Genomic DNA, 22,984 nt, shown 5'->3' with positions numbered 1-22,984 from the left:
ACCAAATAATTATAATACAACTCCGGCTATTTTTATCCACCTGGTAAAGCCCTTACAAAAGTTAAAATTCGATTCCTTCCTAAGTCTGTGGTACTATTAAATTGAAACTTGTACAGGAGGGGTGACTTCTATGTCGGAAGTCAAAAAGAAAAATGAATGGCTTGAATGGACAAAAGCTATCATTATAGCCATTTTAATCGCTCTTTTCCTTAGAACCTTTATCTTTGCAACCTCAATTGTAGAGGGAGAAAGTATGGATCCAACCTTAGAGGATGGAGAAAGAGTAATTTTCAATAAACTAATTTATATTCTTGGTGAACCAGATCGCGGAGATGTTGTCATCATTCAAAGGCCGACTAAGAACTATGTAAAAAGAATTATTGGGTTACCTGGTGAAACCATTGAAATAAACGGAAGTGATTTAATTATCGACGGTAAGAAATATGTCCAAACATTTTTATCCGATGATGCGCAATATAAAACTGGAAACATCGGACCACTTACCATTCCACAAAACAGCTATTTTGTCATGGGTGATAATCGAGCAATTAGTAAGGATAGTCGAAATGGACTCGGATTTATTCAAGGTGAGGAAATAATTGGGAGATCCGAATTAATTATATATCCATTCAGTGAATGGGCACTTACGAAATAATACTGTCATACGTATCCTTTTTAAAGGGGCAGCTCCGCGCTGCCCCTTTTTCTATTACTTTTCTTTATCTAGCAAACAGTATCCTATGTTAAGCGCGAGAACCCCAAAACAAACTACACCAAATAAAATTTCCATCGATTTGGCACCCCTTTCATTTTACCTAACTGCTAGCTTTACAATTAAACCTTCCTCTATCATACCAATATCGTCACCCTAAATAAAGCAAAATATGATAAAATCATATAAGGAAATATCGAGCACTTTAATCAGCGTTACATGTGTTACACATCAAGATTCTACGGTTCGATAATTAATGAAAACCAAGAAACCATATTAGGACATGTTTATAAAAAAGTATTGCGCTTATCATTTCCTAGACAACACGAAGCACCGTATATGTGCAGTTCAAGCCGGGGGTGGTCTAAATGTTTCACTGTCCTTATTGCGGTACAAACGTAAAGGAAAAGGAACACTATTGTATTAAATGTGGTAAAGCCTTACCAAAAGATATAGAAAGCCGGATTTTTAACAAAAAGAGGTTGAATAAATTCTGGTACACACCAATAATCGTCGCTCTTCTTATTGCTTCCTTTTCAGGGGTATATCACTTAATTTTAAAAAATCAAACTGCTGATGCAAAAGAGTTCTACGAACAAGGTGAGCAACAATTCTTAGATGGGAACTATGAAGAAGCCCAGAAGCTCTTTTCAAAATCGCTTGATGTACATCGAAATTTTGAACAAGCAGAAACATCACTTGTTTTTTCTGATCTCGCTATACAGATTGAGGAATCCTTAAGCAACGCAAAACACTTACAGGAGGAGAAACGTTTTCAGGAAGCTAGCACAGCCATTCATGATGCATCTGCACTATTAAAAAATTATAATGGTTCAGCAGTTGACCAAATGATTAATCAAATAGAAACTGTACGCAATCATTTAAAAATTGCAGAGCTTACACACAGCTTAGAACAAGGTCCTGGAATTGATGATTTAAAAATCATGCTTTGGGATGCAGAAGCTATTAATCAAGAGGATGCAAGAGACCTTACACAGACGATCCGTAACCAAATTATTGATTATTCGTTTACAAAAGCAAGTGAGCAGCTGAATCAAAAACAATTCAATGATGCTCTATTATTAGTGGAAGACGGATTAAAGTATGCTCCGGAATCAGAAAAGCTCGATAGTCTTTATACAACCATCGAGAAAGAAAAAACAGCATTTGAAACAGCTCAACAGCAACGAATTGAACAAGCAATGAACAGTGCTGCACAGGAAAATGAATTAAATGAAAACGATGCGATTGAACTCGTTTCTGCAAGTATTAAAAAGAATAAACAAGATCACCTCGTTGTTCAAGGTGAGGTCAAGAGCGTTGCTACTGTGCCAGTACACTCAGTTGTAGTTGAATATACTATTGTTGCAAAGGACGGATCGGAAATACTAACAAACGAAGTTGTTACGTTTCCAGATGTTCTCTATCCCGGTGAAGTTGGTAAATTTGAATTTACACATTATGATTTAAATAAAAAACCGAGCACCCTTGAAGTAACGGTAAGTAAAATTACATGGTATACAGAATAATTCTACATAGAGAGCATGTTCAAAAAAGGATGAAAAATCCTTTGAACTACCTCTATACAGTGCCATCAACGAGGTGAACATCTATGCGAAACAAGCGATATCTGCCTATTATTACATCCGTCGTTGTTTTAATCATCGGTGCGATTGTAATCTTTCATATTCATAATAACTGGAAATCACAGGCATTAATCATTAATAATCCTATGGTAAATAAAGTTACGACGGATTCAACAGCAATTGATTTAAAATCGATTATTCATGAAGCAGAAAAAACAGTCATACAAATAGAAGGCCAAAATGAGCAAAGCACATTTACTGGTTCGGGTTTTCTATATAATGAAAAAGGTGACATTATTACCAATGCACATGTTATCAAGGAAGCGGATGCGATTTATGTCCGAACAGCCAACGCCCAAATATACCCTGCCGCCGTGGTAGGTATTGGTGAGGATATTGATGTTGCTGTGATTCGAGTACCACAGTTAGCTAGTCGAACTCCTCTATCTATCGCAACTGAACATATGGCTGAAATTGGCGATGAAGTAATTGCCCTCGGGAGTCCACATGGCTTCCAAAACACAGTAACACTTGGCATAATTTCTGGTGGCGACCGCAATTTTACCGTGGATGGCTATAATTATTCAAACGTTTATCAAATTTCAGCACAGATTTCTCAAGGTAATAGTGGCGGTCCCTTAATTAAGCGACAAACTGGTGAAATTGTTGGTATTAATTCTGTGGGAACACAAGATGGTACAATCGGTTTCAGCATTCCAATTGTCGAGGTGTTAGATCAAATCACACAATGGTCCAACGAAGCACAAAATGATCAGCTTGAATTCTCAAGTATTACAGATCTAATCAGTTCCTCTGATTCTGAGCAAGTACTTGACGGTGCAGTATACTTAACCGAATACTTTTTAGAAAATATATCTATCCGAGACTATGTTGGTGCATATACACTGCTAGGAAGCTCATTGCAATTAGATTCCACCTATCAGGAATTCAGAAATAGGTATATTAACACCATTTCGCTTGATTTTTCAGAAGTGGATAGCACCGTTATTGAAAATAACCGAATCAAGACGGTTGTAGATATAACGATAGAACGAAATGTTCCAAATAAGCAGGAAACCAAAAAAGAAACGCATCCATATGAATTTATTATCGGCTATGAAAATGATCAATTAAAAATCCTCAGTTACACGGATCTATCTGAATAAACCAGCTAGTTAAAAGGCTTTTGTTCAATTTTAGTTTATAAAATGACTTACGATTATTTTAAAAACTAGTGCAAACGTCTATACACAATGTCTTCCGATGCATAAAGTAATACTGTACAATCGGGAGGTGAAAAAGCATGGGCTATGGATATGGCGGATTCGACTGTGGAGGGTACAGTTACAGCTGCGGTGGTGGCTACGGAAGCAACTTCGCACTGATCGTTGTGCTTTTTATACTGTTGATAATTGTAGGAGCAGCATTTTACTGCTAACAAAAAAATGGCTTGTGCTAAACATCATGCAGCACAAGCCTTTTTCGTTTTCCAAACAAAAACTTGGAAGATGAATACGGGATACCTCCACCCTAATGGAAAATGAGTGTTAATTCGTAAATTATCTATCCGATAATAACTCTTTCTTTCGGGTAGCTGTATTTCGCTTTTTTCTTCTTTTTTGTAAAGATGAGTAGAAAAGTTATAATCCCAACTCTCCCAATAAACATCAATAACATAAGAATAACTTTACTAAATGTACTCAATTCTCCGGTAATCCCAAGTGACAACCCTACTGTTCCAAAAGCGGATGTTACCTCAAAAAGGATTTGATCCAAAGAGAAAGGTTCCACAATAGACATCAGCAAAAGCGAACTAAACACAAATATAAAAGCAACCAGTGTAACCGTTACAGCCTTGGACATATCTTCATCATAAATTTCCCGATTGAATATACGAATACTTCTTCCTCCACGGATATAGGTAATAATAAAAATTAATGCTAAAGCGAAGGTTGTTGTTCGAATTCCTCCCCCCGCACTACTCGGAGATGCTCCAATAAACATCAAGAAAGATAAGAATAAATGATTCGACTCTGAAAGCAGGCTAACGTCCATTGTTGCTAAGCCTCCGCTTCTAGTTGTCACAGACTGAAATAGCGCATAGAACAATGATTCATGCCATGATTTCCCTACAAAAAAGCGATTCACATCCAGTAAGAATACCCCTACTGCACCAATCACAATTAAAATAAAAAATGTGGACGTCGTAAGCTTTGTAAACAAACTAAACCGAAAAAAGTGACCTCTTCCTTTTTTAAAAAATAAATATTCTTTTACTTCAATCCATACGGGAAAACCAATCGCACCCAAAATAATCAACACCATGTAAACAGTTTGAACGAAGTAATCATGCGCATATGGAATTAGCGATTGACCTGTAATGTCAAATCCAGCATTGGAAATTGCACTAATCGTTCCAAAAAAACCATGTAAATATGCTTCACTAGCTGTTGAAAAATACCGTAGAAAATACGTTCCTAAAATAAGAAATCCAATGAATTCAATGACAAGTAATACATAAATAATTTGTTTAATTAAACGAACCATTCCTTGAAAACTTGACTGGTTCTGGTCCGTCATTATTAAGCTTCTCTCTTTAAGACCGATTCGTTTTCCTAGAACGAGCCAAATTAACGTACCGATAGCCATAATTCCTACCGCACCTAATTGCATAATCAACGCAAGCACGATGATTCCAACCGTACTTAACGAATCAACAATTGATATCGTACTCAATCCGGTTACACTAATCGCACTTACTGCTGTAAATAATAAATCAACAAGTGCTATCTGTACGCCATCTTGATGTGTAAATGGCAGTGCTAATATAAATGTAGATATCAATACAGTAATAAAATAAAACAGTAATAGCATTTGTACCGGTGACAAACGATTTATCATCCGATACTTCGAATAATACATTTTCATATGAGTACTCCTAGCTGATAAAGGACTGAATTAAAGAACAATTAAGCCAGCTCTTTAAACTTTGAAAGCAGTTCTCTACCTTGATACCCCTGGTCAATCAGGTCTGTTAATAAGTCTTCAATAATATGTTTTCTACGGTCGATGATTGTACCGATAAACAACACATTGATATGATCTCCAATTTCATTTATTCCAAGAACGGTTGTAATAAACGTAGCAGGTTCATTACTTTCTTTCGTAATTGTTGCTTGAATCATAATTTCCCCTTGTTCTCCATGAAGCTTCTTGAAGTAATCCATATAAGATTTATTCGTATAAGCTTCAATCAACCACTGTCCCTGATCATCCTCTCTGTTAATGATAAGACCATCACGTAGTTTAATATTCAATTGTTCAATTTCATCATCATCATGGTCAACAACTTCCAAACGCTTTAACTTAAATGTCTTCATTTCATTCCCCTTCTCCCTGCTTCTAATTCATTAAATAGAGTGTATCAAAAATAAACATAAATTAGTATGTATCTGTGCAAACTTTCAAAAGTTTAGCAACACCTTACGACGGGTACTTAACTAACATGTACAGAGACTTTCATTAAATGATAATTAACTTTACGAATAGATTATAAACAAAGACAGTACAATAGCAATACCAATTGTTTTAAAAAAGAAGGTCAAGACATTTTAGCTTTGGCACCTCACCATTTTGCCTATTATTTATTTGGTGGCAACTGGATAAGTACTGATTGCCTTGAGCATATTTGAAAGAAAATACGAACTAATGATTATTTGCCAAGTTTGAGCAACTATCGCCGTCCTGGGTCGCTCCGAGCGGATGCTTTCCGCGGGTACGGCCTCAGCCTCCTCGAGAAGACTGCTCTGCGGGGTCTTCGGGCGCGTGCTGTTCCCGCAGGAGTCATTGCCCTACGCTCGCCCGCATTGGTTAGAGAAACGTCTTTGTATCGATAAAAGATGTTAGTAATAGCCAATGAGCCAATTCTAGCGGAGGAAACGCGCGGAGACTTCTGCCGTCGGATACGTGGCCAAAGTGAGACTTTGCAGAAAGAAGAAGGCTCACGGAGTCACCCGCGAAAAACGTAGTGTGTTTTCGTAGCGAGTTCACACACAATTCATCATTTCACATTAGTTCGCATTCTATATCTTTTACAAAAAAGAAACTTTTAGTTTGAACTCATCCTATACAGGCAAAAGTTGATAACTAAAATACATTCAAGGAGTGGGAATGATGGCTTGGCTTTATTTTATTCTAATTGCTGTAATCGTCCTAATCGTTATTCTAATCATCCGAAAAAAAGGCAAGAATCCAAATCATGATGCATCTGTCACCGAGGAGGAAAAAGCTGCTCTTGATACGGATTATTTAACAAACGGTGTAAATGACAACAACAAAGATGGTGAAAAAATCTAAAAGACATCCCCATGGGTGTCTTTTTAATTATTTGTACTAATAAAATCGTTTCTATTATTGTATAATTAAATATATTCACCAAGTGGAACTGTATGAAGTCTTACAACTTATGGAATGACATCAGAACCCAAGATAATAGTCAACAAAGTGATCTCCACTTCACTGAATATAAATATATAATGGAGCGATTTGTATGATGAAATGGATTCCCTTGTTCATATTATTACTTTTAACAGGTTGTTCCGGTTCTACTCCAGCTATTATCGAAAAGGTTGATACGGTTCCAGACGAAACAGAAAAAGATCCTGTACTTATTGAACAGCAAGAAGAAGAGGAAAGCGAGGATTTTATTGAGTTTTCTCTGGAAGATGAACAAATTCTAATTAGCCTAAAAATGGTACCTATTTTGAATGAATACCTCAATGGGGTCAATAATCGAAAACAAGCCATTTATGAGATGCATTTAGAAAGGATATCATCGGAAGTTCATGACATCTATTTACTGGAGTTTTCCTGTGTTCAAGATTTATGCTCCTATCTAATTTTTCATCCAACGAATGAAAAATTAGCTTATCTTGTTGCGGATATAGCAAAATTCAGTAATTTCATTCTCTCACCAGATGAATCTAAAATCGTTCTTCATTTTAGTCGATTTCATTCAACCGACAACAATTTAGATACAATTGTTGTTGTTGATTTAGCCAACTGGAAGTTACTTTCTTTGAATAATGAAACAAGTAATGATACTATTTTAAATTATAAGTGGCCATTTATCTACATTGAATGGGTAGATAATGAGAGCATTACAATCGTTACACCAGACATCATGGAACCGACTATCGAACTCCTTACAGAGTGGCAACAAACCAATGATAGTCCTACAGCTAATACTGTTTTTAGTATATACTCAGAATAACTAAATAAGGAGGCTTTTATAAATGAACCAAACCATTGAAACCATACTTAATCATCGTTCCATTCGAAAATTCAAAGATGAAGCATTAACGAAAGAGCAAATACATACAATTGTCAAAGCTGCTCAACAGGCTTCCACATCCAGTAATGTGATGGCATATACCATAATCGGAATAACGGATAACGCATTGAAGGAAGAGCTTTATAAAGTATCTGGACATTCACATGTAAAAAATAACGCTCATTTATATATGTTTTGTGGGGATTTACATCGAATTTATCAGCTTGCAAATGCTGATGAAAAAGTTACCATTGCGGATAATTTAGAAAGCACGGAGCAATTTATTGTTGCTACGATTGATGCCACGCTTGCTGCACAAAACGCGGCACTAGCTGCTGAATCAATGGGACTTGGTATATGCTATATCGGCAGTTTACGAAATGATATTAATCGTGTAAATGAACTTCTAGAATTGCCTGAGCATGTTATCCCACTTTTCGGGCTTGTTGTTGGCTATCCAGATCATCAACCTGACATTAAACCGAGACTTCCTCTGGAAGCCATTTATCATGAAAATAAATACTCACCATTTCATGAGCAGCAAAAACATATTGAAGCATATGATAATGAGATGAAGCAGTATTATGAAACACGCTCTTCGAATACGAAAATAGATACATGGTCTGATCAAATGTTACGCAAATTCAGTGAACCAACAAGAATGGATGTAACACCATTTGTAAAACAAAAAGGATTCAATAAAAAATAAAAAGCTGATATAAAATGTTAAAAACGATGTATTCTGCCCGAATACATCGTTTTTTTAGTCGAACTCCAATTGCTCATTATGTTGGATAGTTATAAGTTCTTCATCGACCCAGAACTTAGCAAAAATTTTTAAATCTAAATCTGGTATTTCTGGATAAGGAAGTAATATTGTTGGTTGATGATAAATACTACCCTGGTGAAGTGTCTTCGCTACCTTATCTTCTGTAAAATCATGTATGGTTTCATCGAAAAAAGCAGATACTAATGGCGTTTGATGTTCGAGTAAAATGTCTTCTCTCCCAATATATTGAAGTGAGCATTGCACTTGAATTCCGTCATCTACATCCTCCACCCTTATATGTATAAGAAAATTATCTTCAACTTCAATCGTGGAGGTTGCAGTAACAACCGTACCTTTTCCTTTTCCATTTCCATCAATCAAAAATCCTATCCCAATAAAGCTTATCACTAGAATAATGACAAAGATAATAGCCCTTCTAATGACTGCCCCTCCTCCCAAAATTATCTTCCACTATATAGGACGAATGAACCGACTAAAATGTTTCAAAAATAACATTATTTACTTATTTTAACTGGAAATGGAAATAAATACAAAGTATATTAAGGTCGTTTTGAATCACCATAAATAGTGCAAGTATACTCGAGGAGGGATTCGATGACAGTAGCAACTCAAGTAAAACAAACAATTGCTGGGTTAAAAAGTGCACAAGCAAGCTTTGAACAGTTTGCGCTCCAAACAGAGAATAAACAAGCAAAGCAGCTCTATCAGAATGCTGCACAACAAACAATGAACATACTGCAAAGTGTTGAACCAAGAGTAGCTCAAATTGAGCAAGAAGAACCACAATATAAACAATAACCAAAACGTGTTAGCGCTCGTATAAAATGTATTTCCCGATATAAAAGGGGTTGTCCAGAGACAGCCTCTTACATATCTCAAATGAAAGTTGAGTGTGAATATGTATAAAAAAATCTTTATTCTATTCCTTGGTGTCGTACTTTTACTTACTGCATGCGGGAATAACCTATCCATGGAGCCAACTAAAAACAAAGAAGAAACAATTGATATAACAAAAATATCGAATGAGGCACTAATTAATCAGCAACCATCCAATAATGCAAAAGACCTCCTTAGTAAGCATGCAGAAATCACAACAGTAAAGGCGGTAAATACAGATGATACCATGTTAATAGCCATTGAAATTGAGCATATGAAGCGCTTTGAATTAGCAAAAATTCAGAAGCAATATCAAAAAGAAATGAAAAATGAATTTAAAGATTTAGAAATTGAATTATCTACAGATAAAAAAATAATTATAGAACTGGATAAACTGGAAAAACAGATACTTGATGGAGAAATTTCAAATAAAAAATTAAAAAAGAGCTTGAAACAGATTGTCACATTATCGAAGGAACAGACCTAGTAGAAAGAGTGATAACAAATGTCAGATGAGAAAAAGAAAAACCTCCCCCCTGAAGCACAGGAGTATCAGGATTTTCAATCAAAAAGAGAAGTTAAAAGACCTATTCTAAAAAATTGTATAAAAGCTTTTCTCGTCGGCGGCTTCATTTGTTTTATTGGGCAAATCATAACTACATTTTACATTTATTTTTTCCATTTCACGGAAAAAACTGCTGGAAACCCTACGACCGCAACACTAATCTTCATAACAATGTTATTAACAGGATTCGGATTTTATGACCGAATTGGTCAATTCTCTGGTGCTGGATCAGCAGTACCTGTTACCGGGTTTGGTAATGCGGTTATCTCAGCTGCTATCGAATATCGAACGGAAGGCTTTATTCTAGGTGTTGGCGGAAATATGCTGAAATTAGCTGGACCCGTCATTGTTTATGGTGTATTTGCCGCTTTTGTCATAGCTTTAATTAAGACAATACTTATACAATGGGGTGGTTTGTAATGCTTACTGGACACCGGACATGGATTTTCCAAAACAAGCCTGTTATCCTCACAACTGGAACCGTCGGAGGACCTTTTGAAGCAAATGGCAAGATTCCTGAGGCATTTGATATTTTGCACGACGATATATGGTTACAGCAAGACTCCTTTGAAAAAGCACAACAAACAATGATGGAGGAAGCTTGTCAAATCGCTGTAAAAAAAAGCCCAATCGATAAGGAACAGGTAGAATTTTTCATTAGTGGGGATTTAATTAATCAGATTACACCGACAAGCTTTGCTGCAAGCACGATGGGGCTTCCATATTTTGGATTGTTCAGCGCCTGCGCAACCTCCATGGAAAGCTTGGCATTATCTGCTGCGATTATCAATGGAAATGGTGCGAATTATATATTAAGCGGCTCATCCAGCCATAATGCTGCTGCGGAAAAGCAATTCCGATACCCGACTGAATACGGTGGACAAAAGCCACCAACAGCGCAATGGACTGTTACCGGTGCTGGGTGTGCACTAGTAGCTAAAGAAGGAGTCGGTCCAATTGTTACTTCGGCAACAATTGGAAAAGTAGTGGATATGGGAATGACAGATCCATTCAATATGGGTGGTGCAATGGCTGCTGCAGCTGCAGATACAATCGAAGTCCACTTAAAAGAACGAAATGTAGATCCATCTTTTTATGATTTGATTATTACTGGCGACCTCGGGCATGTCGGGAGAGAAGTATCGCTCGATTACATGCATCAGCGAAATATCCCGATTGAAGAGGAGAAGTACGTCGATTGTGGATTAACGATTTATCGAGAAGGGCAGCCTGTTCTTGCAGGCGCAAGTGGCTCTGCCTGCTCAGCTGTTGTAACTTATGGACACTTTTTAAAGCAATTGATACAAGGAGATTTAAATCGGATACTAGTTGTTGCCACTGGCTCCTTGCACTCCCCTCTCAGTGTGCAACAGAGTGACCCGATACCTTGTATCGCACATGCAGTATCAATTGAAAGAAGTGAGATTTTATGATATTTTTCTGGGCATTTCTTATCGGTGGATTAATATGTGTTATTGGACAAATTATGTTCGATGTTTTCAAACTATCACCAGCTCATACATTAACCATTCTCGTTGTTAGTGGAGCAATTCTTGATGGGTTCGGATTGTATGAACCATTGATTGACTTTGCCGGAGCTGGTGCAACTGTACCGATTACAAGTTTCGGTAATTCTCTTGTCCATGGTGCTATGCAGGAAGCCGAGCAGCATGGAATTATTGGAGTTGTGACGGGAATGTTTGAAGTAACAAGTGCTGGTATTTCAGCAGCAATTATATTCGGAGTCGTTGGCGCTCTTATATTTAAACCAAAGGGATAATTGGAGTTGATCGCATGACAGTCGGTTCACAGGTAAAAGGCTGCTATTCATCCATTAAAAGTGTTGAAGCCAGTCTTGAAATACTAGCAAATAAGGTTCAGGATGAGCAAGCAAAGCAAGTATTCGAGCAAGTCGAGCAAATCATTTCAGATGTAAAACAGGATTTGCATTATCAAGTGATTGAGCTTTCTAAACAGGAACCGCAATATTAGAAAGCCTAGCATTGGTTAAAGGGATTCTTAGAAACCCTTATACGTTGGAGTACAAGATTCCTGAGCAAATGCCTTAGTTGCCCTTATGCAAGTAAGTAGAAAGGAGTGAAAACAGATGCCAGAATGGATTATTGTTATTTTAAGGTCTCTAACGTTAATTGCTTTGTTATTTTTCATGATCAAATGGTTAGGTACAAAGCAGTTATCACAGCTAAATATTTTTGAAACCATTTCAGGCATTGTACTTGGCGGAATTGCTGCTATCCACACAATTGATCCAAACACGAATTTCGTATACGCTGCCATCGGAATGATTATCTGGTTCATCGTCCCATATGGCGTAGAAAAAATAGCTTTAAAAAGCAAATCATTCAGAGATTTTACGGAGGGAAAAAGCACGGTATTCATTCAAGACGGGAAAATTATGGAGGATAACCTAAAAAAAGAAGGCTATTCCACGGACGACTTACTGGAAAAGCTTCGTGACAACAATATCTTCCTAGCGTCAGATGTCGAATTCGCAGTGTTGGAGCCATCCGGTTCATTAAGTGTATTACCGAAAAGAGAAAACCTTCCACTTACTGCTAAAGATTTGGGGATTAATCTTTCACCAAAAAAAGAGCCTCAAACGGTTATCATGGATGGAAAAGTGCTGCTTGAGCCATTAGCAAATTTATCCTTGAATACGAATTGGCTGGAAACAGAACTAGATAAACTTAATGTCGCTATTGAAAATGTATTTCTAGGTCAAGCGGATAGTGACGGGCAGCTTTTTGTTGACTTATTTGATGACCACATTGCTGTTCCAGCACCAACTGAAATGCCGCTATTATTAGCTACGATGAAGAAGTGCCAAGCAGATTTGGAGCTCTTTACACTGGCGACTGAAAACCATGAATCAAAGGAGATCTACAGGAGAAATAGTGAAAAAATGCAACAAGCAATTGATCTAATTTACCCTTATTTAAAATAAGACTCTATTTTCATGAGACATTTTCGTGTACGATAGAAGAAGAAGTCATCCAAAATCTACACGAAAAGGAATGAATGTTGTGAAAGAAAAAATAAAGGCATATCGCTTCCCTATTATTTTGTTATCCTCTATTGTCGTGGGATCAATTATAGGTATTATTTTTGGTGAACAAGCTACATTGATTAAACCACTTGGGGATATCTTTATAAACCTTTTATTTATGGTTGTTGTTCCACTCGTTTTCTTTACGATTTCATCCGCAATCGCAAGCATGGATAGCATGAAGCGACTCGGAAAAATTATGGGCTCCATGATGACTGTATTTATCCTTACAGGGATTATTGCTTCTTTTTTCATGCTTGCAGCTACAGTTATTTTTCAGCCCGGTTCTGGTGTGGATATACCATTAATAGAACCTGAAGAAGTTGAAGAAATTAGTCTAGCTGATCAACTTGTTGAAACATTTACTGTCCCGGACTTTGTAGATTTATTTTCGCGCTCCAATATGCTTGCACTAATTATTTTTTCTGTATTAATTGGAGTGGCTACTGGTTTAACTGGTGAGCAAGGAAAGCCGTTCGCTAAGTTTTTAACAAGTGGTTCAGAAGTATTTATGAAAATCATTCAGCTTGTTATGTATTATGCACCTATCGGTTTAGGGGCTTATTTTGCAGCTTTAATTGGGGAATTCGGTACAGCATTAATCGGTGATTATGCAAAAGCAATTATTATTTACTATCCTGTTTCGATCCTCTACTTTGCTATCGGTTTTACATGCTATGCATTTATTGCTGGTGGTAAAAAAGGAATTACGCGGTTTTGGAAAAATATTCTTGCACCTGCAGCAACTGCGCTTGGCACTGGAAGCAGTGTCGCAGCTATTCCAGCAAACCTTCAAGCAACCAAACAAATGGGTGTTCCAAAAGATATTCGAGAAACCGTAATACCGCTCGGAGCTACTATACATATGGACGGTTCCTGCCTTTCCGCCATGTTAAAGATCGCTTTTGTTTTCGGCGTATTTAATATGGATTTCACAGGATTCGACACATTCTTAACTGCAATTGGAGTCTCCCTCCTTTCCGGAATCGTCATGAGTGGCATACCTGGCGGCGGTTTTATTGGAGAATTGATGATTGTAACACTATACGGTCTGCCAATTGAAGCTTTACCAATTATATCAGCAATCGGAGTTGTCGTTGACCCACCTGCAACGATGGTTAATTCAACTGGTGACGCTGTATCCAGTATGCTCGTTACAAGGCAGGTTGAAGGACGGCAATGGATGGAAACTTCGGTCGATTAGTGAAATACGAGCGTTTGAAATTTTTTCAAACGCTCGTATTTAGGATTTAGTTTAAGAGAGGGATATCTTGTGAAAAATTTAATAATTATATATTTTCTTTTATTATTATCAGGTTGCAGCAGTATTGCTTTTGACTCGGATCATGCAACCTTTGTACGTGTTGTTGATGGCGATACGTTCATTGCAACCATTGATGGGACAGATGAATATGTGCGATTGCTTTTAGTGGATACACCAGAAACAAAGCGAAATGCTGATGAGGTGCAACCTTTTGGCGAAGAAGCTAGTAAACTGATGGAAAATACGTTCAGCAAAGGAGATTCTATCAATCTAGAATATGGTACAGAGTTACGAGATCGTTATGACCGTATTTTGGCTTATGCTTATACAAAAGACGGCGACATGTTTAACGAAATTCTCTTGGAAGAAGGCCTAGCACGTGTGGCCTATGTTTTCCCGCCAAATGATAAATATGTTGATCGATTTCGTGAAATTGAAGCTGAGGCAGAAAAAGGAAAGCTTGGTGTATGGAGCATAAATGGATATGTCACGGAATTTGGCTTCGATTCGAATGCAGCAAAAGTAAATTCTGAAATAAGATGAAATGACAAGCAACTCTAGCTGAACAAATATAATAAACATGAATCACGATGCGAAACATTACACCAAACATCGAAAATGGAGCGGTCGTATGATGACCACTCCATTTGTATACCAGCTATCTCAGCAGTGCTATATTCGTAAGGCAATCTTACCAAATTGTTTGCTCTCTTTTAACGTGTCAAAAGCAGCTTGTGCTTCATTAAGTGCAAACGACTGATCAACTACTGGATGCATTTGATAGTTTTCCATATGCTTCAGCGCAGCTTGCAGCTCCTGCCTGCTTCCCATTGTTGATCCCAATAATTTATATTGTCCATAAAAAAATGCACGTAAATTAAAGTCGATACTATCATCGGTTGTAGCACCAAAAATTACGATTCGCCCGCCTTTTTTTAATACTTCCAAGGAACGGTTAAATGTTGCTGCACCGACACTATCAATCACTAAATCAATCGTTTCATTTGCTAGTTCCTTTTTCCAATCACTATTTGTATCCAGTGCAATATCAGCTCCAAGCTCTTTGGCTTTGTTTCGCTTTTCTTCACTACGGGAAGTGACGATTACTTTCGCACCTACATTTTTAGCGAAAGCAATTAAATAGGTTGCAACCCCGCTTCCTGCTCCAGGAATGAATACCGTTTCACCTGCTTTAATTTCTCCTTGCGTAAATAGAGCTCGATAGCCAGTCAATGCTGCAAGTGCAAATACACCAGCTTCTTCCCATGATAGATAACTCGGCTTCTTTTCCACTTGTTCTTCTGACAAGGCTATTTTCTCAGCAAATGTACCATGATCAGGCATTCCTAAAATATCGAATCCTTTTGGTGGTGCATCACTATTTTCATACCAACGGAGCGACGGATTTATAATTACTTCATCTCCAACACGAACTCTCGTTACTGCTTCTCCAACAGATTCAATAACCCCAGCACCATCCGATCCAAGAATTAAGGCATCTTTATCACTTCCTAAACGATCCGGAATATATAAATCTCTGCGGTTTAATCCAGCAGCGCGTAATGCAACGACAACATCATGCGGACCTGCAGTAGGCTCATCCATTTCTTTAACCTTTAATTCACCCTGCTCTAAAACAAACGCTTTCATTCTCCTCATCCTTTCTCTAAATAAAACTTATTTTCACTATGTTTAGTTTACTAGTTATATTCCAGGATGACAAAGAAATAGCATATGAACATAAACAGGCTTTATCCGTTTTACAATCCCCAATCCATTTTTAATATTTTTTTAAGTACGGTTAAATTTTCTGAACCAATCTTGTCTGCTAGTTGCTTTTCTATGTTCGCTTTCAAAGCTTCATTCTTTTCATAGCATTCTTCGCCTAATTTCGTTAACCGTAAACATTTGTCTTTCTTGTTATGCTCCACATTACTAATTTCCAGTAATCCTTTCTTCTCCAGTTGTTTAATAAACTTATGGGTTGCTTGCCTAGAAATATCTACGTTTTTGGAGACGTAAGCAATTGTAGGATTTTGTCTATAAATTCTCGCCATAATAAACCACTCTGAGTTTGATAAATAAATCTCACTGCTATCATTCCATAATTGCTCCGTTATTTTTCGAAGTTGTTGATGGCGCTCACTAAGGCTGTCGATGAAGTCTAAGTTTTGAAACTTGCTATCCAAACAATTCACCCCTATCCTTTTCATCGTCCTAACTATACAAAAACCGATATTATTTGTCAACCAAATTGACATTCAAGTGATTTTATATTATATTTAACATCGTAAACTAAGTTGACGATTTACAAATGTGTCAAAATTGTGACAACAAAGTGAATAGACACATAAAAACATGTTGACTTATAGAAAAAAATTTTGATAAGGTTAAAAACAGACCGCTTGGCGTTGTGGAGGTGTGCCACGGGAATGGATAGAAATTCGCTCATCATCTACAATGCTCTTTCAATAATAAATATAGAGGCATAAGATCTAGTGATATTTTAAAGCATGTAATAATTCATTCGTTACATTACGCATATAAGTATGATCAATAAGAAAAAGGGGATTACAATGAACAAACAAATTCAAGTTAAAAATCCGAAGACAATGGCATTTATATTAATGTTAGGTGCTTTTCTTGGATTATTTAGTGAAACAGCATTAAATATGGCGTTAACAAACATTATGGAAGAATATACAATTACTGCTGGTACGGCGCAGTGGCTAACGACTGGATACTTATTAGTATTAGCAATTCTAGTACCGATTACAGCATTGTTAATGAAATGGTATACAACAAGACAATTAGTTATCGGGGGATTAGTCATTTCGTTATTCGGGGGAATTTTAGCTGCACTTTCACCGAGCTTTACGATTTTATTACTTGGTCGTATCATCCAAGCAATCGGAACGGGGCTTATCCTTCCAGTTATGACGACGGTTCTCTTAATTATATTTCCAGTACACAAGCGTGGCACGGTAATGGGACTAATGGGGCTCGTAATTACATTAGCTCCAGCATTAGGACCAACGCTTTCAGGCTTGATTATTAGTGCGCTAGATTGGCCGTATATTTTCTGGATCAGTTCACTTTTATACGTATTATTAACATTTTACGCAATAGCCAAAATTTCAAATGTCTCGGAAATTACGAAGCCTAAAATTGATTTTGTTTCCATTCTTTTTTCAACGGTTGGATTTGGCGGACTTATTTTTGCTTTAAGCACCATGGCCGAAGAGCCGTTTTCATCTCCAAAGGTTTGGGGTACATTAGTTGCAGGAATAATTGCACTTATCCTATTTAGTGCTCGTCAACTGACAATGAAGCAACCAATGGTTAATTTACGCGTCTTTAAATACCCCATGTTCACGTTAGGTACATTGATGATGTTCCTCGGTATTTTAGTAATTTTATCGACCGCTATTTTACTGCCACTTTACTTGAAAGGTTCCCTGCTATTTACTGCAGTCGTGGCTGGCTTAATACTTCTTCCTGGTAATGCGGTTAACTTTATTCTGTCACCAATTGTCGGAACACTATTTGATAAATGGGGACCACGCGTATTCGTCATTACCGGATCCATTATTTTAGTAATCGGGAATATCATTTTTACAACCGTTATTTCAAGTCAAACTCCAATTTGGCAAATTATTGTAGCATTTATGGTTTTATTCTTTGGTTTAACGATGGTTATGATGCCATCCCAAACAAATGCGCTAAACCAACTGCCACGTCCGTTATATGCAGATGGATCAGCCGCGATGAATACACTGAATCAGGTTGCGGGAGCAGCTGGTACAGCTATTGCAATTACGGTCTTTACGAGTGGTCAAAGCGGCTATCTGATTAGTTTCCCTGATGCCTCTGAACCGGAATTTTTAGCTGCAGGAGTGAAGTATGCTTTCTACTTTATTACAGGAATTTCAGTGGTGGGATTAATTTGTTCGTTCTTTGTTAAACGACCTGGTGTATCAGAGAATGCAGCGAAAGTCACTGTGGAAGAAATAGTATCTGTACGTAACTAGTTTTATGGTTTTAGCTTTTCATATGATGGAAGGAGATTTTCAGACGACTAGATCACGGTTGGCTTTCTAACTTTTGTGTTATTACCAACCGTGATAACTTTTTTCCGGCTGATTCGACTTTTATATCCGACTAAATATCATTATACTTGTTCTAAATAGCTGCTGACTTCCTCTAATTGTTGTTTACTCGTTATATCCTCTGAAAACAACGGAATATAAATAAGGGTTTGTTTATGAAATGTAGTTTCAATCATCTGCATATATTTTCGCTCATGTTCTTTTCGTTTTTCAAAGAAATTCCCATCTACAACTTTCGGTAACACTTTATTGATAAGCAACGTTTTTACAGGCAATTGATAGGTTTGAAGGAGTTCTATTGCTTTTTTAGTTTCTAAAATCGGAAGCTTCTCTGGATTTAATACAAAAATAAAAGCCGTTTCATCTTGATTAAGTAGTACCTTCCTCGCTTTAGAAAACCGCTCCTGACGAAACTTCAACACTTCATAAATTGGATCCTCTATTGGCTCACCATCATTTAACAATTGCGAGTAATTTTCATTCGTTTTCTTTCTCTTTTTTAGTAAGCCTTCTATCCATATTCCCATAAGCTCAGGTAAAGTAAGCAGCCTTATTGTATGACCAGTTGGTGCTGTATCAAATATGATTTGATCAAAGTGTGCACGTTCTTCTAGAATAATTGCGATTAACTTATCAAATAATGCCGCCTCCTCTGCACCTGGTGAAGCTTTGGCAGTATCTAATTGCCGGTTAACCTCTTCTACCATCGAAGGTTGAACCGTGCCCTTCAAGTTTTCTTTGACATTTTTAATATATTTTTCCGTCTCGATCGCCGGATCGATTTCCAGTGCGAATAAATTTTTTGCTATTAGTTTTGTTTTCCCACCAATTGACTGGCTGAAAATATCTCCGACGTTATGTGCTGGATCAGTGGAAATAAGTAACGTCTTCTTCCCCTGTTTTGCAGACTTCCAAGCAATAGCTGCTGCAGATGTAGATTTCCCAACACCACCTTTGCCACCTACAAATAGAATTTTTTTATTAATTACCGGCATAGCATTTCCTCCCCCTCTCTTTTAACAGCAACGCATGCCTGTCATTGGTGACTTTTCCATCCCCATACGCAAATGCCATTCATGATAATTTTCCATCATATAAGGATACAATTCTAACGTAAAATAATAAACTGGATTTGGAATGCCAAGCATTTCTGAATATAGCAGTAATAGAAACATATCGTCTTCGTTTCTCAACTCACGAGCAATCTCCTGTCGGTGCGGCATGCTTATTACAGCTTCATAAAACGTTATAAGTTGTTTTACTTTATCTAGCATTCTATCACCTGCCTCAAATTATGTAGAAAAGGGATCCAGATAAGATCCCTTCCTCGTTCCATTCCGTTAATCATCTTTTATCGACTGTTCAAATTTTCCAGTCAATGCTTGGAAAGACGTTAGCGCAATCCAAGCTGCAAAGACAAAAATAATCGCTCCTAACACAAATAATAATGTATTGGAATTATCACCAATCCATGACCATTCAAACAGTACTTGTTGGAATAGTGCATAGAGTGTCATGAACATTAGGAATATCATTGGAATTAATGTGTAAACATAGTTCCTTCCGAGTCGTTTTAACCAAATTGAAATTAATAGTAAACTAATACCAGCTAATAGCTGGTTAGCTGTTCCAAATAATGGCCAGATTAAGTATCCACCAGAACCGAATCCATTTGGTCCCTCAGGAATTAATACTAATGCCGTACTCGATAAGACAGCAACAGATGTGGCAACATGTTTTTTGGTTAACGCTTTAACGTTATACTCAGAACCAATTTCAGCAATAATGTAACGCATTAAACGTACTGCCGTATCTAATGTTGTTGCAGCAAAACTAACAACGATGATGGAAACAATAGTCGTTGAAATGTTAGCGGATATACCTAATCCACCAGCCAGAACTGCAGCTCCTTCAACAAAATTACCTAAACCACCTGCATTTGCCTGTGTAAAGCTTCCATAAGCAGCATTAAAATCAGCTGTACTAGCAAATAATGTAGCTACAGCGAGAATTGAAATTAACGCCAACACACCTTCCCCTACTGCTCCAAAGTATCCAACAAAACGTGCATCTGTTTCTTTGTTTAATTGTTTCGAAGAGGTTCCCGAGGATACGAGTCCATGAAACCCTGAAATAGCTCCACACGCTATCGTAATAAACAATAATGGTAACCATGATATATCCGAATCCGGATTTGTCGCAGGTGCTGTAATGTGTGGATTTGTAAATATTAAACCTAAATATAAAATACCGAGACCAACAACAAGCTGATGGGAGTTAATAAAATCCCTAGGCTGTAACAATTTCCAGACTGGGAGTGTTGAAGCAATGTACACGTAGATCATCAATATGACAATCCAAATTAAAAATGCGGTCGATACTGCACCTAGACCGAATAATCCTGCACCATTTTCACCACCCATATATGCAACTAAATCAATTTGTAAAAATGCAATATCAGCAGATAAAATAGCGGCAACATACATAATAGCAAGTGCAATCAAGGATGGCACAAGCATTTTGGCATTTCGTTTATACACAGCATACCCAATCCAAATTGCTAGTGGAATCTGAATAAAGACTGGAAAAACACTGGAAGGATACGTAATAAATAGGTTTGCGATTACCCATGCAAACACGGCGTTAACCATTAGTACAAGGGTTAAGATAATAAATAGAAATAAAATTTTTCCACGTTTGCCAATTAGCTTTTCAGCAATCGTACCAACAGATTGCCCTTTATTTCGAACGGACAATGCCAACGTTCCAAAATCATGTACGCCTGCCGCAAATACCGTCCCTAAGATTACCCATAAAAAGGCAGGTAACCAACCCCAATATAGAGCAATCGCTGGACCTACAATTGGTGCTGCCCCGGCTACAGAGGTAAAATGATGTCCCCATAAGATAAACTTATTTGTCGGAACAAAATCAACACCATCTTTATACCGATGTGCTGGAGTCACATAGTTTGGATCCAACTTAAAAATCTTTTCCCCGATAAACTTTGAATAATAGCGATAACCTAAAGCAAAAATAACCATACCAATAAGCGCAACTAGGATCGCATTCAAAATTCTCTCCCCCCTCTTTTGAATGTTCTTACCCAGTACATGCTATGTAATCAAAATACGTTATATTCCAGATTGAAGTAATGTAACACATAAAAAAAGAAAAGACGAAATAGCCTTTTCTTTTCTAGACTCAATAAAGCTTACCCTGCCTATACAAAATCATAGATAACTTCATCACAGCATGGCGATAGCAATGTTGCCTTAATGTTAACGGCTCCGAGAAATAATTTGGATACACAATATCAAAGGTCGCTTTCATTTTCTCATATAACTTCGTATAAACTTCTTTCTCCGAATAAAATTGCGTTTCTCTGCCTTGTAGCCATTCAAAATAGGATACGATAGCACCGCCTGCATTTGCTAAAATATCTGGGATAATAATGACGCCATTTTTATTTAAATAGTCATCTGCTGTATTGTTAATTGGAGCATTAGCTGCCTCAACGATTATGTTTGCTTTGATCTGCTCCATATTCCCTTCATGAATTTGGTCTTCTAAAGCTGCTAAAAGCAGAACATCAATATCTAGTGTTAATAATTCTTCACGCGCTCGAATACTAGCATTTATACCAGCCGCTTGTAATTCATCCGTCGTTTTCGGTAAATCTCTCTGATGTTTCGACGTATATTTAACAAGCGTTGGTATATCAAGACCGTCCTTGTTGTAAAGCGCTACATTGTGATCGCTTACAGCAACGACTTTATTATTTAGTAATTTGCATTGATGTGCTTCTAATGCTGCAACAGATCCTACATTCCCAAATCCCTGGATTGCTACTTGCAATCGTTTATCTTTATGAAGGAGTAAATTCTTAGCAGCAGCGTTTTCGCGTTCGGTTAGCCATGTTTCCTTTTCCTCTATGAAATCATGTAATAAATAACGAAAGGAATAATAAACACCTTTTCCGGTTGCTTCTCTACGTCCTAACGATCCTCCGTTGACAACACTTTTACCGGTAAAACTACCACGATAGCTTTCACCTGGATGAATGCTTTTAAATTCTCCCATCATCCAGTCCATTTCACGTTCACTCGTCCCTACATCAGGCGCTGGAATATCTTTATCTGGCCCTAGAATATCACTGAAATACTGTACATATTTTCGCGAGATTAGATTCAGCTCTCGCATATTATATTTCCTCGGGTCGATTACAATACCACCCTTTCCACCGCCAAACGGAACTTCATGTAGTGCATTCTTTAGCGTCATTAGAGTAGCTAAATTAATCACCTCATCTTCATGAACCGATTCATGAAAACGAATCCCGCCTTTGTATGGTCCGAGAATATTATTATGCTGTACCCGAAAAGCAGGAATTCGAATTACCTCTTCATTTTCAAGTGTAACCCGAAGAAAAGATTTAGCTACATGATTCGGAGTGGATAAGATTGATCTTAGCGCTCGGAAAGCTTTTTCCCTGTTCTGATCTTGAATTTCATTTAGGAATTCTGTTTCATCAAACAAGGTGTCCAGTGACTTCCCGATCATTTCAACTGTATTGATTGGCATGACGATACTCCCTTCATCTTTGCTTGATTTCCCAAACTTTCCTCTATAGTAACAAATGATTACTTCCTCCTCTATCAATAATATCCTAACGAGGTCATA

The 22,984-nt window shown here is 37.3% G+C and carries 26 protein-coding genes; 17 read left to right on the top strand and 9 right to left on the bottom strand.

Annotated features, from left to right (window positions below):
* The first annotated feature begins 130 nt into the window (after positions 1-130).
* The 4 genes from lepB (at position 131) to F1560_RS06475 (ending at position 3,736) form a co-directional block, all read left to right on the top strand.
* Positions 131-655, top strand: a complete 525-nt coding sequence (lepB, locus tag F1560_RS06490; RefSeq protein ID WP_149473822.1) for a signal peptidase I — start codon at positions 131-133, stop codon at positions 653-655.
* A gap of 425 nt (positions 656-1,080) precedes the next feature.
* Positions 1,081-2,241 carry a zinc ribbon domain-containing protein gene (locus F1560_RS06485; protein WP_149473821.1) on the top strand — a complete coding sequence of 387 codons (1,161 nt, stop codon included), beginning with the start codon at positions 1,081-1,083 and terminating at the stop codon, positions 2,239-2,241.
* An 83-nt stretch (positions 2,242-2,324) separates the two neighbouring features.
* Positions 2,325-3,464, top strand: a complete 1,140-nt coding sequence (locus F1560_RS06480; protein ID WP_149473820.1) for a S1C family serine protease — start codon at positions 2,325-2,327, stop codon at positions 3,462-3,464.
* Between the two features lie 137 nt (positions 3,465-3,601).
* On the top strand, positions 3,602-3,736 hold the full coding sequence (locus tag F1560_RS06475; RefSeq protein ID WP_149473819.1) for a YjcZ family sporulation protein: 135 nt from the start codon (positions 3,602-3,604) through the stop codon (positions 3,734-3,736).
* Positions 3,737-3,861: 125 nt separating this feature from the next.
* Here F1560_RS06475 and F1560_RS06470 read toward each other — a convergent pair whose 3' ends face one another.
* Together F1560_RS06470 and F1560_RS06465 are read right to left on the bottom strand one after the other, a co-directional pair.
* On the bottom strand, positions 3,862-5,220 hold the full coding sequence (locus F1560_RS06470) for a TrkH family potassium uptake protein (protein WP_149473888.1): 1,359 nt from the start codon (positions 5,218-5,220) through the stop codon (positions 3,862-3,864).
* Between the two features lie 47 nt (positions 5,221-5,267).
* The gene (locus F1560_RS06465) at positions 5,268-5,678 is read right to left on the bottom strand and encodes a YwpF-like family protein (protein ID WP_149473818.1); all 411 of its coding nucleotides are present in this window, start codon (positions 5,676-5,678) and stop codon (positions 5,268-5,270) included.
* Between the two features lie 793 nt (positions 5,679-6,471).
* Here F1560_RS06465 and F1560_RS06460 point away from each other — a divergent pair.
* From F1560_RS06460 to nfsA, 3 genes are all read left to right on the top strand, one after another.
* Positions 6,472-6,654 (top strand): hypothetical protein, encoded by a 183-nt coding sequence (locus tag F1560_RS06460; protein ID WP_149473817.1) that lies wholly within the window; start codon positions 6,472-6,474, stop codon positions 6,652-6,654.
* 193 nt (positions 6,655-6,847) lie between these two features.
* Positions 6,848-7,570 (top strand): hypothetical protein, encoded by a 723-nt coding sequence (locus tag F1560_RS06455; protein WP_149473816.1) that lies wholly within the window; start codon positions 6,848-6,850, stop codon positions 7,568-7,570.
* Positions 7,571-7,592: 22 nt separating this feature from the next.
* Complete coding sequence (gene nfsA / locus F1560_RS06450) at positions 7,593-8,339, top strand: oxygen-insensitive NADPH nitroreductase (RefSeq protein ID WP_149473815.1); 747 nt, start codon at positions 7,593-7,595, stop codon at positions 8,337-8,339.
* A gap of 54 nt (positions 8,340-8,393) precedes the next feature.
* Here nfsA and F1560_RS06445 read toward each other — a convergent pair whose 3' ends face one another.
* A complete protein-coding gene (locus tag F1560_RS06445; protein WP_149473814.1) occupies positions 8,394-8,858 on the bottom strand; it encodes a hypothetical protein in 465 nt (154 codons plus the stop codon).
* 156 nt (positions 8,859-9,014) lie between these two features.
* Between F1560_RS06445 and F1560_RS06440 the strand changes: the two genes are divergently transcribed.
* The 9 genes from F1560_RS06440 (at position 9,015) to F1560_RS06400 (ending at position 14,735) form a co-directional block, all read left to right on the top strand.
* Positions 9,015-9,218: a DUF1657 domain-containing protein gene (locus tag F1560_RS06440; protein ID WP_149473813.1), complete on the top strand. Its 204-nt coding sequence runs from the start codon at positions 9,015-9,017 to the stop codon at positions 9,216-9,218.
* Between the two features lie 100 nt (positions 9,219-9,318).
* Positions 9,319-9,783 carry a hypothetical protein gene (locus tag F1560_RS06435; protein WP_149473812.1) on the top strand — a complete coding sequence of 155 codons (465 nt, stop codon included), beginning with the start codon at positions 9,319-9,321 and terminating at the stop codon, positions 9,781-9,783.
* An 18-nt stretch (positions 9,784-9,801) separates the two neighbouring features.
* A complete protein-coding gene (gene spoVAC, locus F1560_RS06430) occupies positions 9,802-10,281 on the top strand; it encodes a stage V sporulation protein AC (protein ID WP_149473811.1) in 480 nt (159 codons plus the stop codon).
* Positions 10,281-11,294, top strand: a complete 1,014-nt coding sequence (gene spoVAD, locus F1560_RS06425) for a stage V sporulation protein AD (RefSeq protein ID WP_149473810.1) — start codon at positions 10,281-10,283, stop codon at positions 11,292-11,294. Before spoVAC ends, spoVAD begins: the two co-directional genes overlap by 1 nt.
* On the top strand, positions 11,291-11,641 hold the full coding sequence (gene spoVAE / locus F1560_RS06420; protein ID WP_149473809.1) for a stage V sporulation protein AE: 351 nt from the start codon (positions 11,291-11,293) through the stop codon (positions 11,639-11,641). Before spoVAD ends, spoVAE begins: the two co-directional genes overlap by 4 nt.
* A gap of 14 nt (positions 11,642-11,655) precedes the next feature.
* Positions 11,656-11,853 carry a DUF1657 domain-containing protein gene (locus tag F1560_RS06415; RefSeq protein ID WP_149473808.1) on the top strand — a complete coding sequence of 66 codons (198 nt, stop codon included), beginning with the start codon at positions 11,656-11,658 and terminating at the stop codon, positions 11,851-11,853.
* Positions 11,854-11,968: 115 nt separating this feature from the next.
* The gene (locus F1560_RS06410; protein ID WP_149473807.1) at positions 11,969-12,826 is read left to right on the top strand and encodes a DUF421 domain-containing protein; all 858 of its coding nucleotides are present in this window, start codon (positions 11,969-11,971) and stop codon (positions 12,824-12,826) included.
* Between the two features lie 79 nt (positions 12,827-12,905).
* On the top strand, positions 12,906-14,132 hold the full coding sequence (locus tag F1560_RS06405) for a dicarboxylate/amino acid:cation symporter (protein ID WP_149473806.1): 1,227 nt from the start codon (positions 12,906-12,908) through the stop codon (positions 14,130-14,132).
* 69 nt (positions 14,133-14,201) lie between these two features.
* Positions 14,202-14,735, top strand: a complete 534-nt coding sequence (locus tag F1560_RS06400; RefSeq protein ID WP_149473805.1) for a thermonuclease family protein — start codon at positions 14,202-14,204, stop codon at positions 14,733-14,735.
* A 129-nt stretch (positions 14,736-14,864) separates the two neighbouring features.
* Here F1560_RS06400 and F1560_RS06395 read toward each other — a convergent pair whose 3' ends face one another.
* Positions 14,865-15,842 carry a zinc-binding dehydrogenase gene (locus F1560_RS06395; RefSeq protein WP_149473804.1) on the bottom strand — a complete coding sequence of 326 codons (978 nt, stop codon included), beginning with the start codon at positions 15,840-15,842 and terminating at the stop codon, positions 14,865-14,867.
* 110 nt (positions 15,843-15,952) lie between these two features.
* Positions 15,953-16,381 carry a MarR family winged helix-turn-helix transcriptional regulator gene (locus F1560_RS06390; protein WP_149473803.1) on the bottom strand — a complete coding sequence of 143 codons (429 nt, stop codon included), beginning with the start codon at positions 16,379-16,381 and terminating at the stop codon, positions 15,953-15,955.
* A gap of 387 nt (positions 16,382-16,768) precedes the next feature.
* Here F1560_RS06390 and F1560_RS06385 point away from each other — a divergent pair, with 387 nt between their 5' ends.
* Positions 16,769-18,223, top strand: coding sequence for a DHA2 family efflux MFS transporter permease subunit (locus F1560_RS06385; protein WP_149473802.1), 1,455 nt, complete (start codon positions 16,769-16,771; stop codon positions 18,221-18,223).
* Positions 18,224-18,363: 140 nt separating this feature from the next.
* Here the strand turns inward: F1560_RS06385 and F1560_RS06380 are convergent, their stop codons facing one another.
* The 4 genes from F1560_RS06380 to F1560_RS06365 all read right to left on the bottom strand — a co-directional run bounded on the left by F1560_RS06380 (position 18,364) and on the right by F1560_RS06365 (position 22,885).
* Positions 18,364-19,296, bottom strand: coding sequence for an ArsA family ATPase (locus F1560_RS06380; protein WP_149473801.1), 933 nt, complete (start codon positions 19,294-19,296; stop codon positions 18,364-18,366).
* A 21-nt stretch (positions 19,297-19,317) separates the two neighbouring features.
* Positions 19,318-19,575, bottom strand: a complete 258-nt coding sequence (locus F1560_RS06375) for a cory-CC-star protein (protein WP_149473800.1) — start codon at positions 19,573-19,575, stop codon at positions 19,318-19,320.
* Between the two features lie 66 nt (positions 19,576-19,641).
* The gene (locus F1560_RS06370; protein WP_149473799.1) at positions 19,642-21,375 is read right to left on the bottom strand and encodes a carbon starvation CstA family protein; all 1,734 of its coding nucleotides are present in this window, start codon (positions 21,373-21,375) and stop codon (positions 19,642-19,644) included.
* Positions 21,376-21,505: 130 nt separating this feature from the next.
* Positions 21,506-22,885: a Glu/Leu/Phe/Val family dehydrogenase gene (locus tag F1560_RS06365; RefSeq protein ID WP_149473798.1), complete on the bottom strand. Its 1,380-nt coding sequence runs from the start codon at positions 22,883-22,885 to the stop codon at positions 21,506-21,508.
* Between the last annotated feature and the right edge of the window lie 99 nt (positions 22,886-22,984).

This window comes from Oceanobacillus polygoni, from assembly GCF_008304605.1.
Lineage (GTDB): Bacteria > Bacillota > Bacilli > Bacillales > Amphibacillaceae > Oceanobacillus > Oceanobacillus polygoni.
This window is presented reverse-complemented; position numbering and strand designations above follow the sequence as displayed.

Excerpts from the sequence above, each read along its gene's own strand:
- lepB (WP_149473822.1), top strand. The coding sequence starts at position 131 with ATGTCGGAAGTCAAAAAGAAAAATGAATGGCTTGAATGGACAAAAGCT.
- F1560_RS06485 (WP_149473821.1), top strand. The coding sequence starts at position 1,081 with ATGTTTCACTGTCCTTATTGCGGTACAAACGTAAAGGAAAAGGAACAC.
- F1560_RS06480 (WP_149473820.1), top strand. The coding sequence starts at position 2,325 with ATGCGAAACAAGCGATATCTGCCTATTATTACATCCGTCGTTGTTTTA.
- F1560_RS06475 (WP_149473819.1), top strand. The coding sequence starts at position 3,602 with ATGGGCTATGGATATGGCGGATTCGACTGTGGAGGGTACAGTTACAGC.
- F1560_RS06470 (WP_149473888.1), bottom strand. The coding sequence starts at position 5,220 with ATGTATTATTCGAAGTATCGGATGATAAATCGTTTGTCACCGGTACAA.
- F1560_RS06465 (WP_149473818.1), bottom strand. The coding sequence starts at position 5,678 with ATGAAGACATTTAAGTTAAAGCGTTTGGAAGTTGTTGACCATGATGAT.
- F1560_RS06460 (WP_149473817.1), top strand. The coding sequence starts at position 6,472 with ATGGCTTGGCTTTATTTTATTCTAATTGCTGTAATCGTCCTAATCGTT.
- F1560_RS06455 (WP_149473816.1), top strand. The coding sequence starts at position 6,848 with ATGATGAAATGGATTCCCTTGTTCATATTATTACTTTTAACAGGTTGT.
- nfsA (WP_149473815.1), top strand. The coding sequence starts at position 7,593 with ATGAACCAAACCATTGAAACCATACTTAATCATCGTTCCATTCGAAAA.
- F1560_RS06440 (WP_149473813.1), top strand. The coding sequence starts at position 9,015 with ATGACAGTAGCAACTCAAGTAAAACAAACAATTGCTGGGTTAAAAAGT.
- F1560_RS06435 (WP_149473812.1), top strand. The coding sequence starts at position 9,319 with ATGTATAAAAAAATCTTTATTCTATTCCTTGGTGTCGTACTTTTACTT.
- spoVAC (WP_149473811.1), top strand. The coding sequence starts at position 9,802 with ATGTCAGATGAGAAAAAGAAAAACCTCCCCCCTGAAGCACAGGAGTAT.
- spoVAD (WP_149473810.1), top strand. The coding sequence starts at position 10,281 with ATGCTTACTGGACACCGGACATGGATTTTCCAAAACAAGCCTGTTATC.
- spoVAE (WP_149473809.1), top strand. The coding sequence starts at position 11,291 with ATGATATTTTTCTGGGCATTTCTTATCGGTGGATTAATATGTGTTATT.
- F1560_RS06415 (WP_149473808.1), top strand. The coding sequence starts at position 11,656 with ATGACAGTCGGTTCACAGGTAAAAGGCTGCTATTCATCCATTAAAAGT.
- F1560_RS06410 (WP_149473807.1), top strand. The coding sequence starts at position 11,969 with ATGCCAGAATGGATTATTGTTATTTTAAGGTCTCTAACGTTAATTGCT.
- F1560_RS06395 (WP_149473804.1), bottom strand. The coding sequence starts at position 15,842 with ATGAAAGCGTTTGTTTTAGAGCAGGGTGAATTAAAGGTTAAAGAAATG.
- F1560_RS06385 (WP_149473802.1), top strand. The coding sequence starts at position 16,769 with ATGAACAAACAAATTCAAGTTAAAAATCCGAAGACAATGGCATTTATA.
- F1560_RS06380 (WP_149473801.1), bottom strand. The coding sequence starts at position 19,296 with ATGCCGGTAATTAATAAAAAAATTCTATTTGTAGGTGGCAAAGGTGGT.
- F1560_RS06375 (WP_149473800.1), bottom strand. The coding sequence starts at position 19,575 with ATGCTAGATAAAGTAAAACAACTTATAACGTTTTATGAAGCTGTAATA.
- F1560_RS06365 (WP_149473798.1), bottom strand. The coding sequence starts at position 22,885 with ATGCCAATCAATACAGTTGAAATGATCGGGAAGTCACTGGACACCTTG.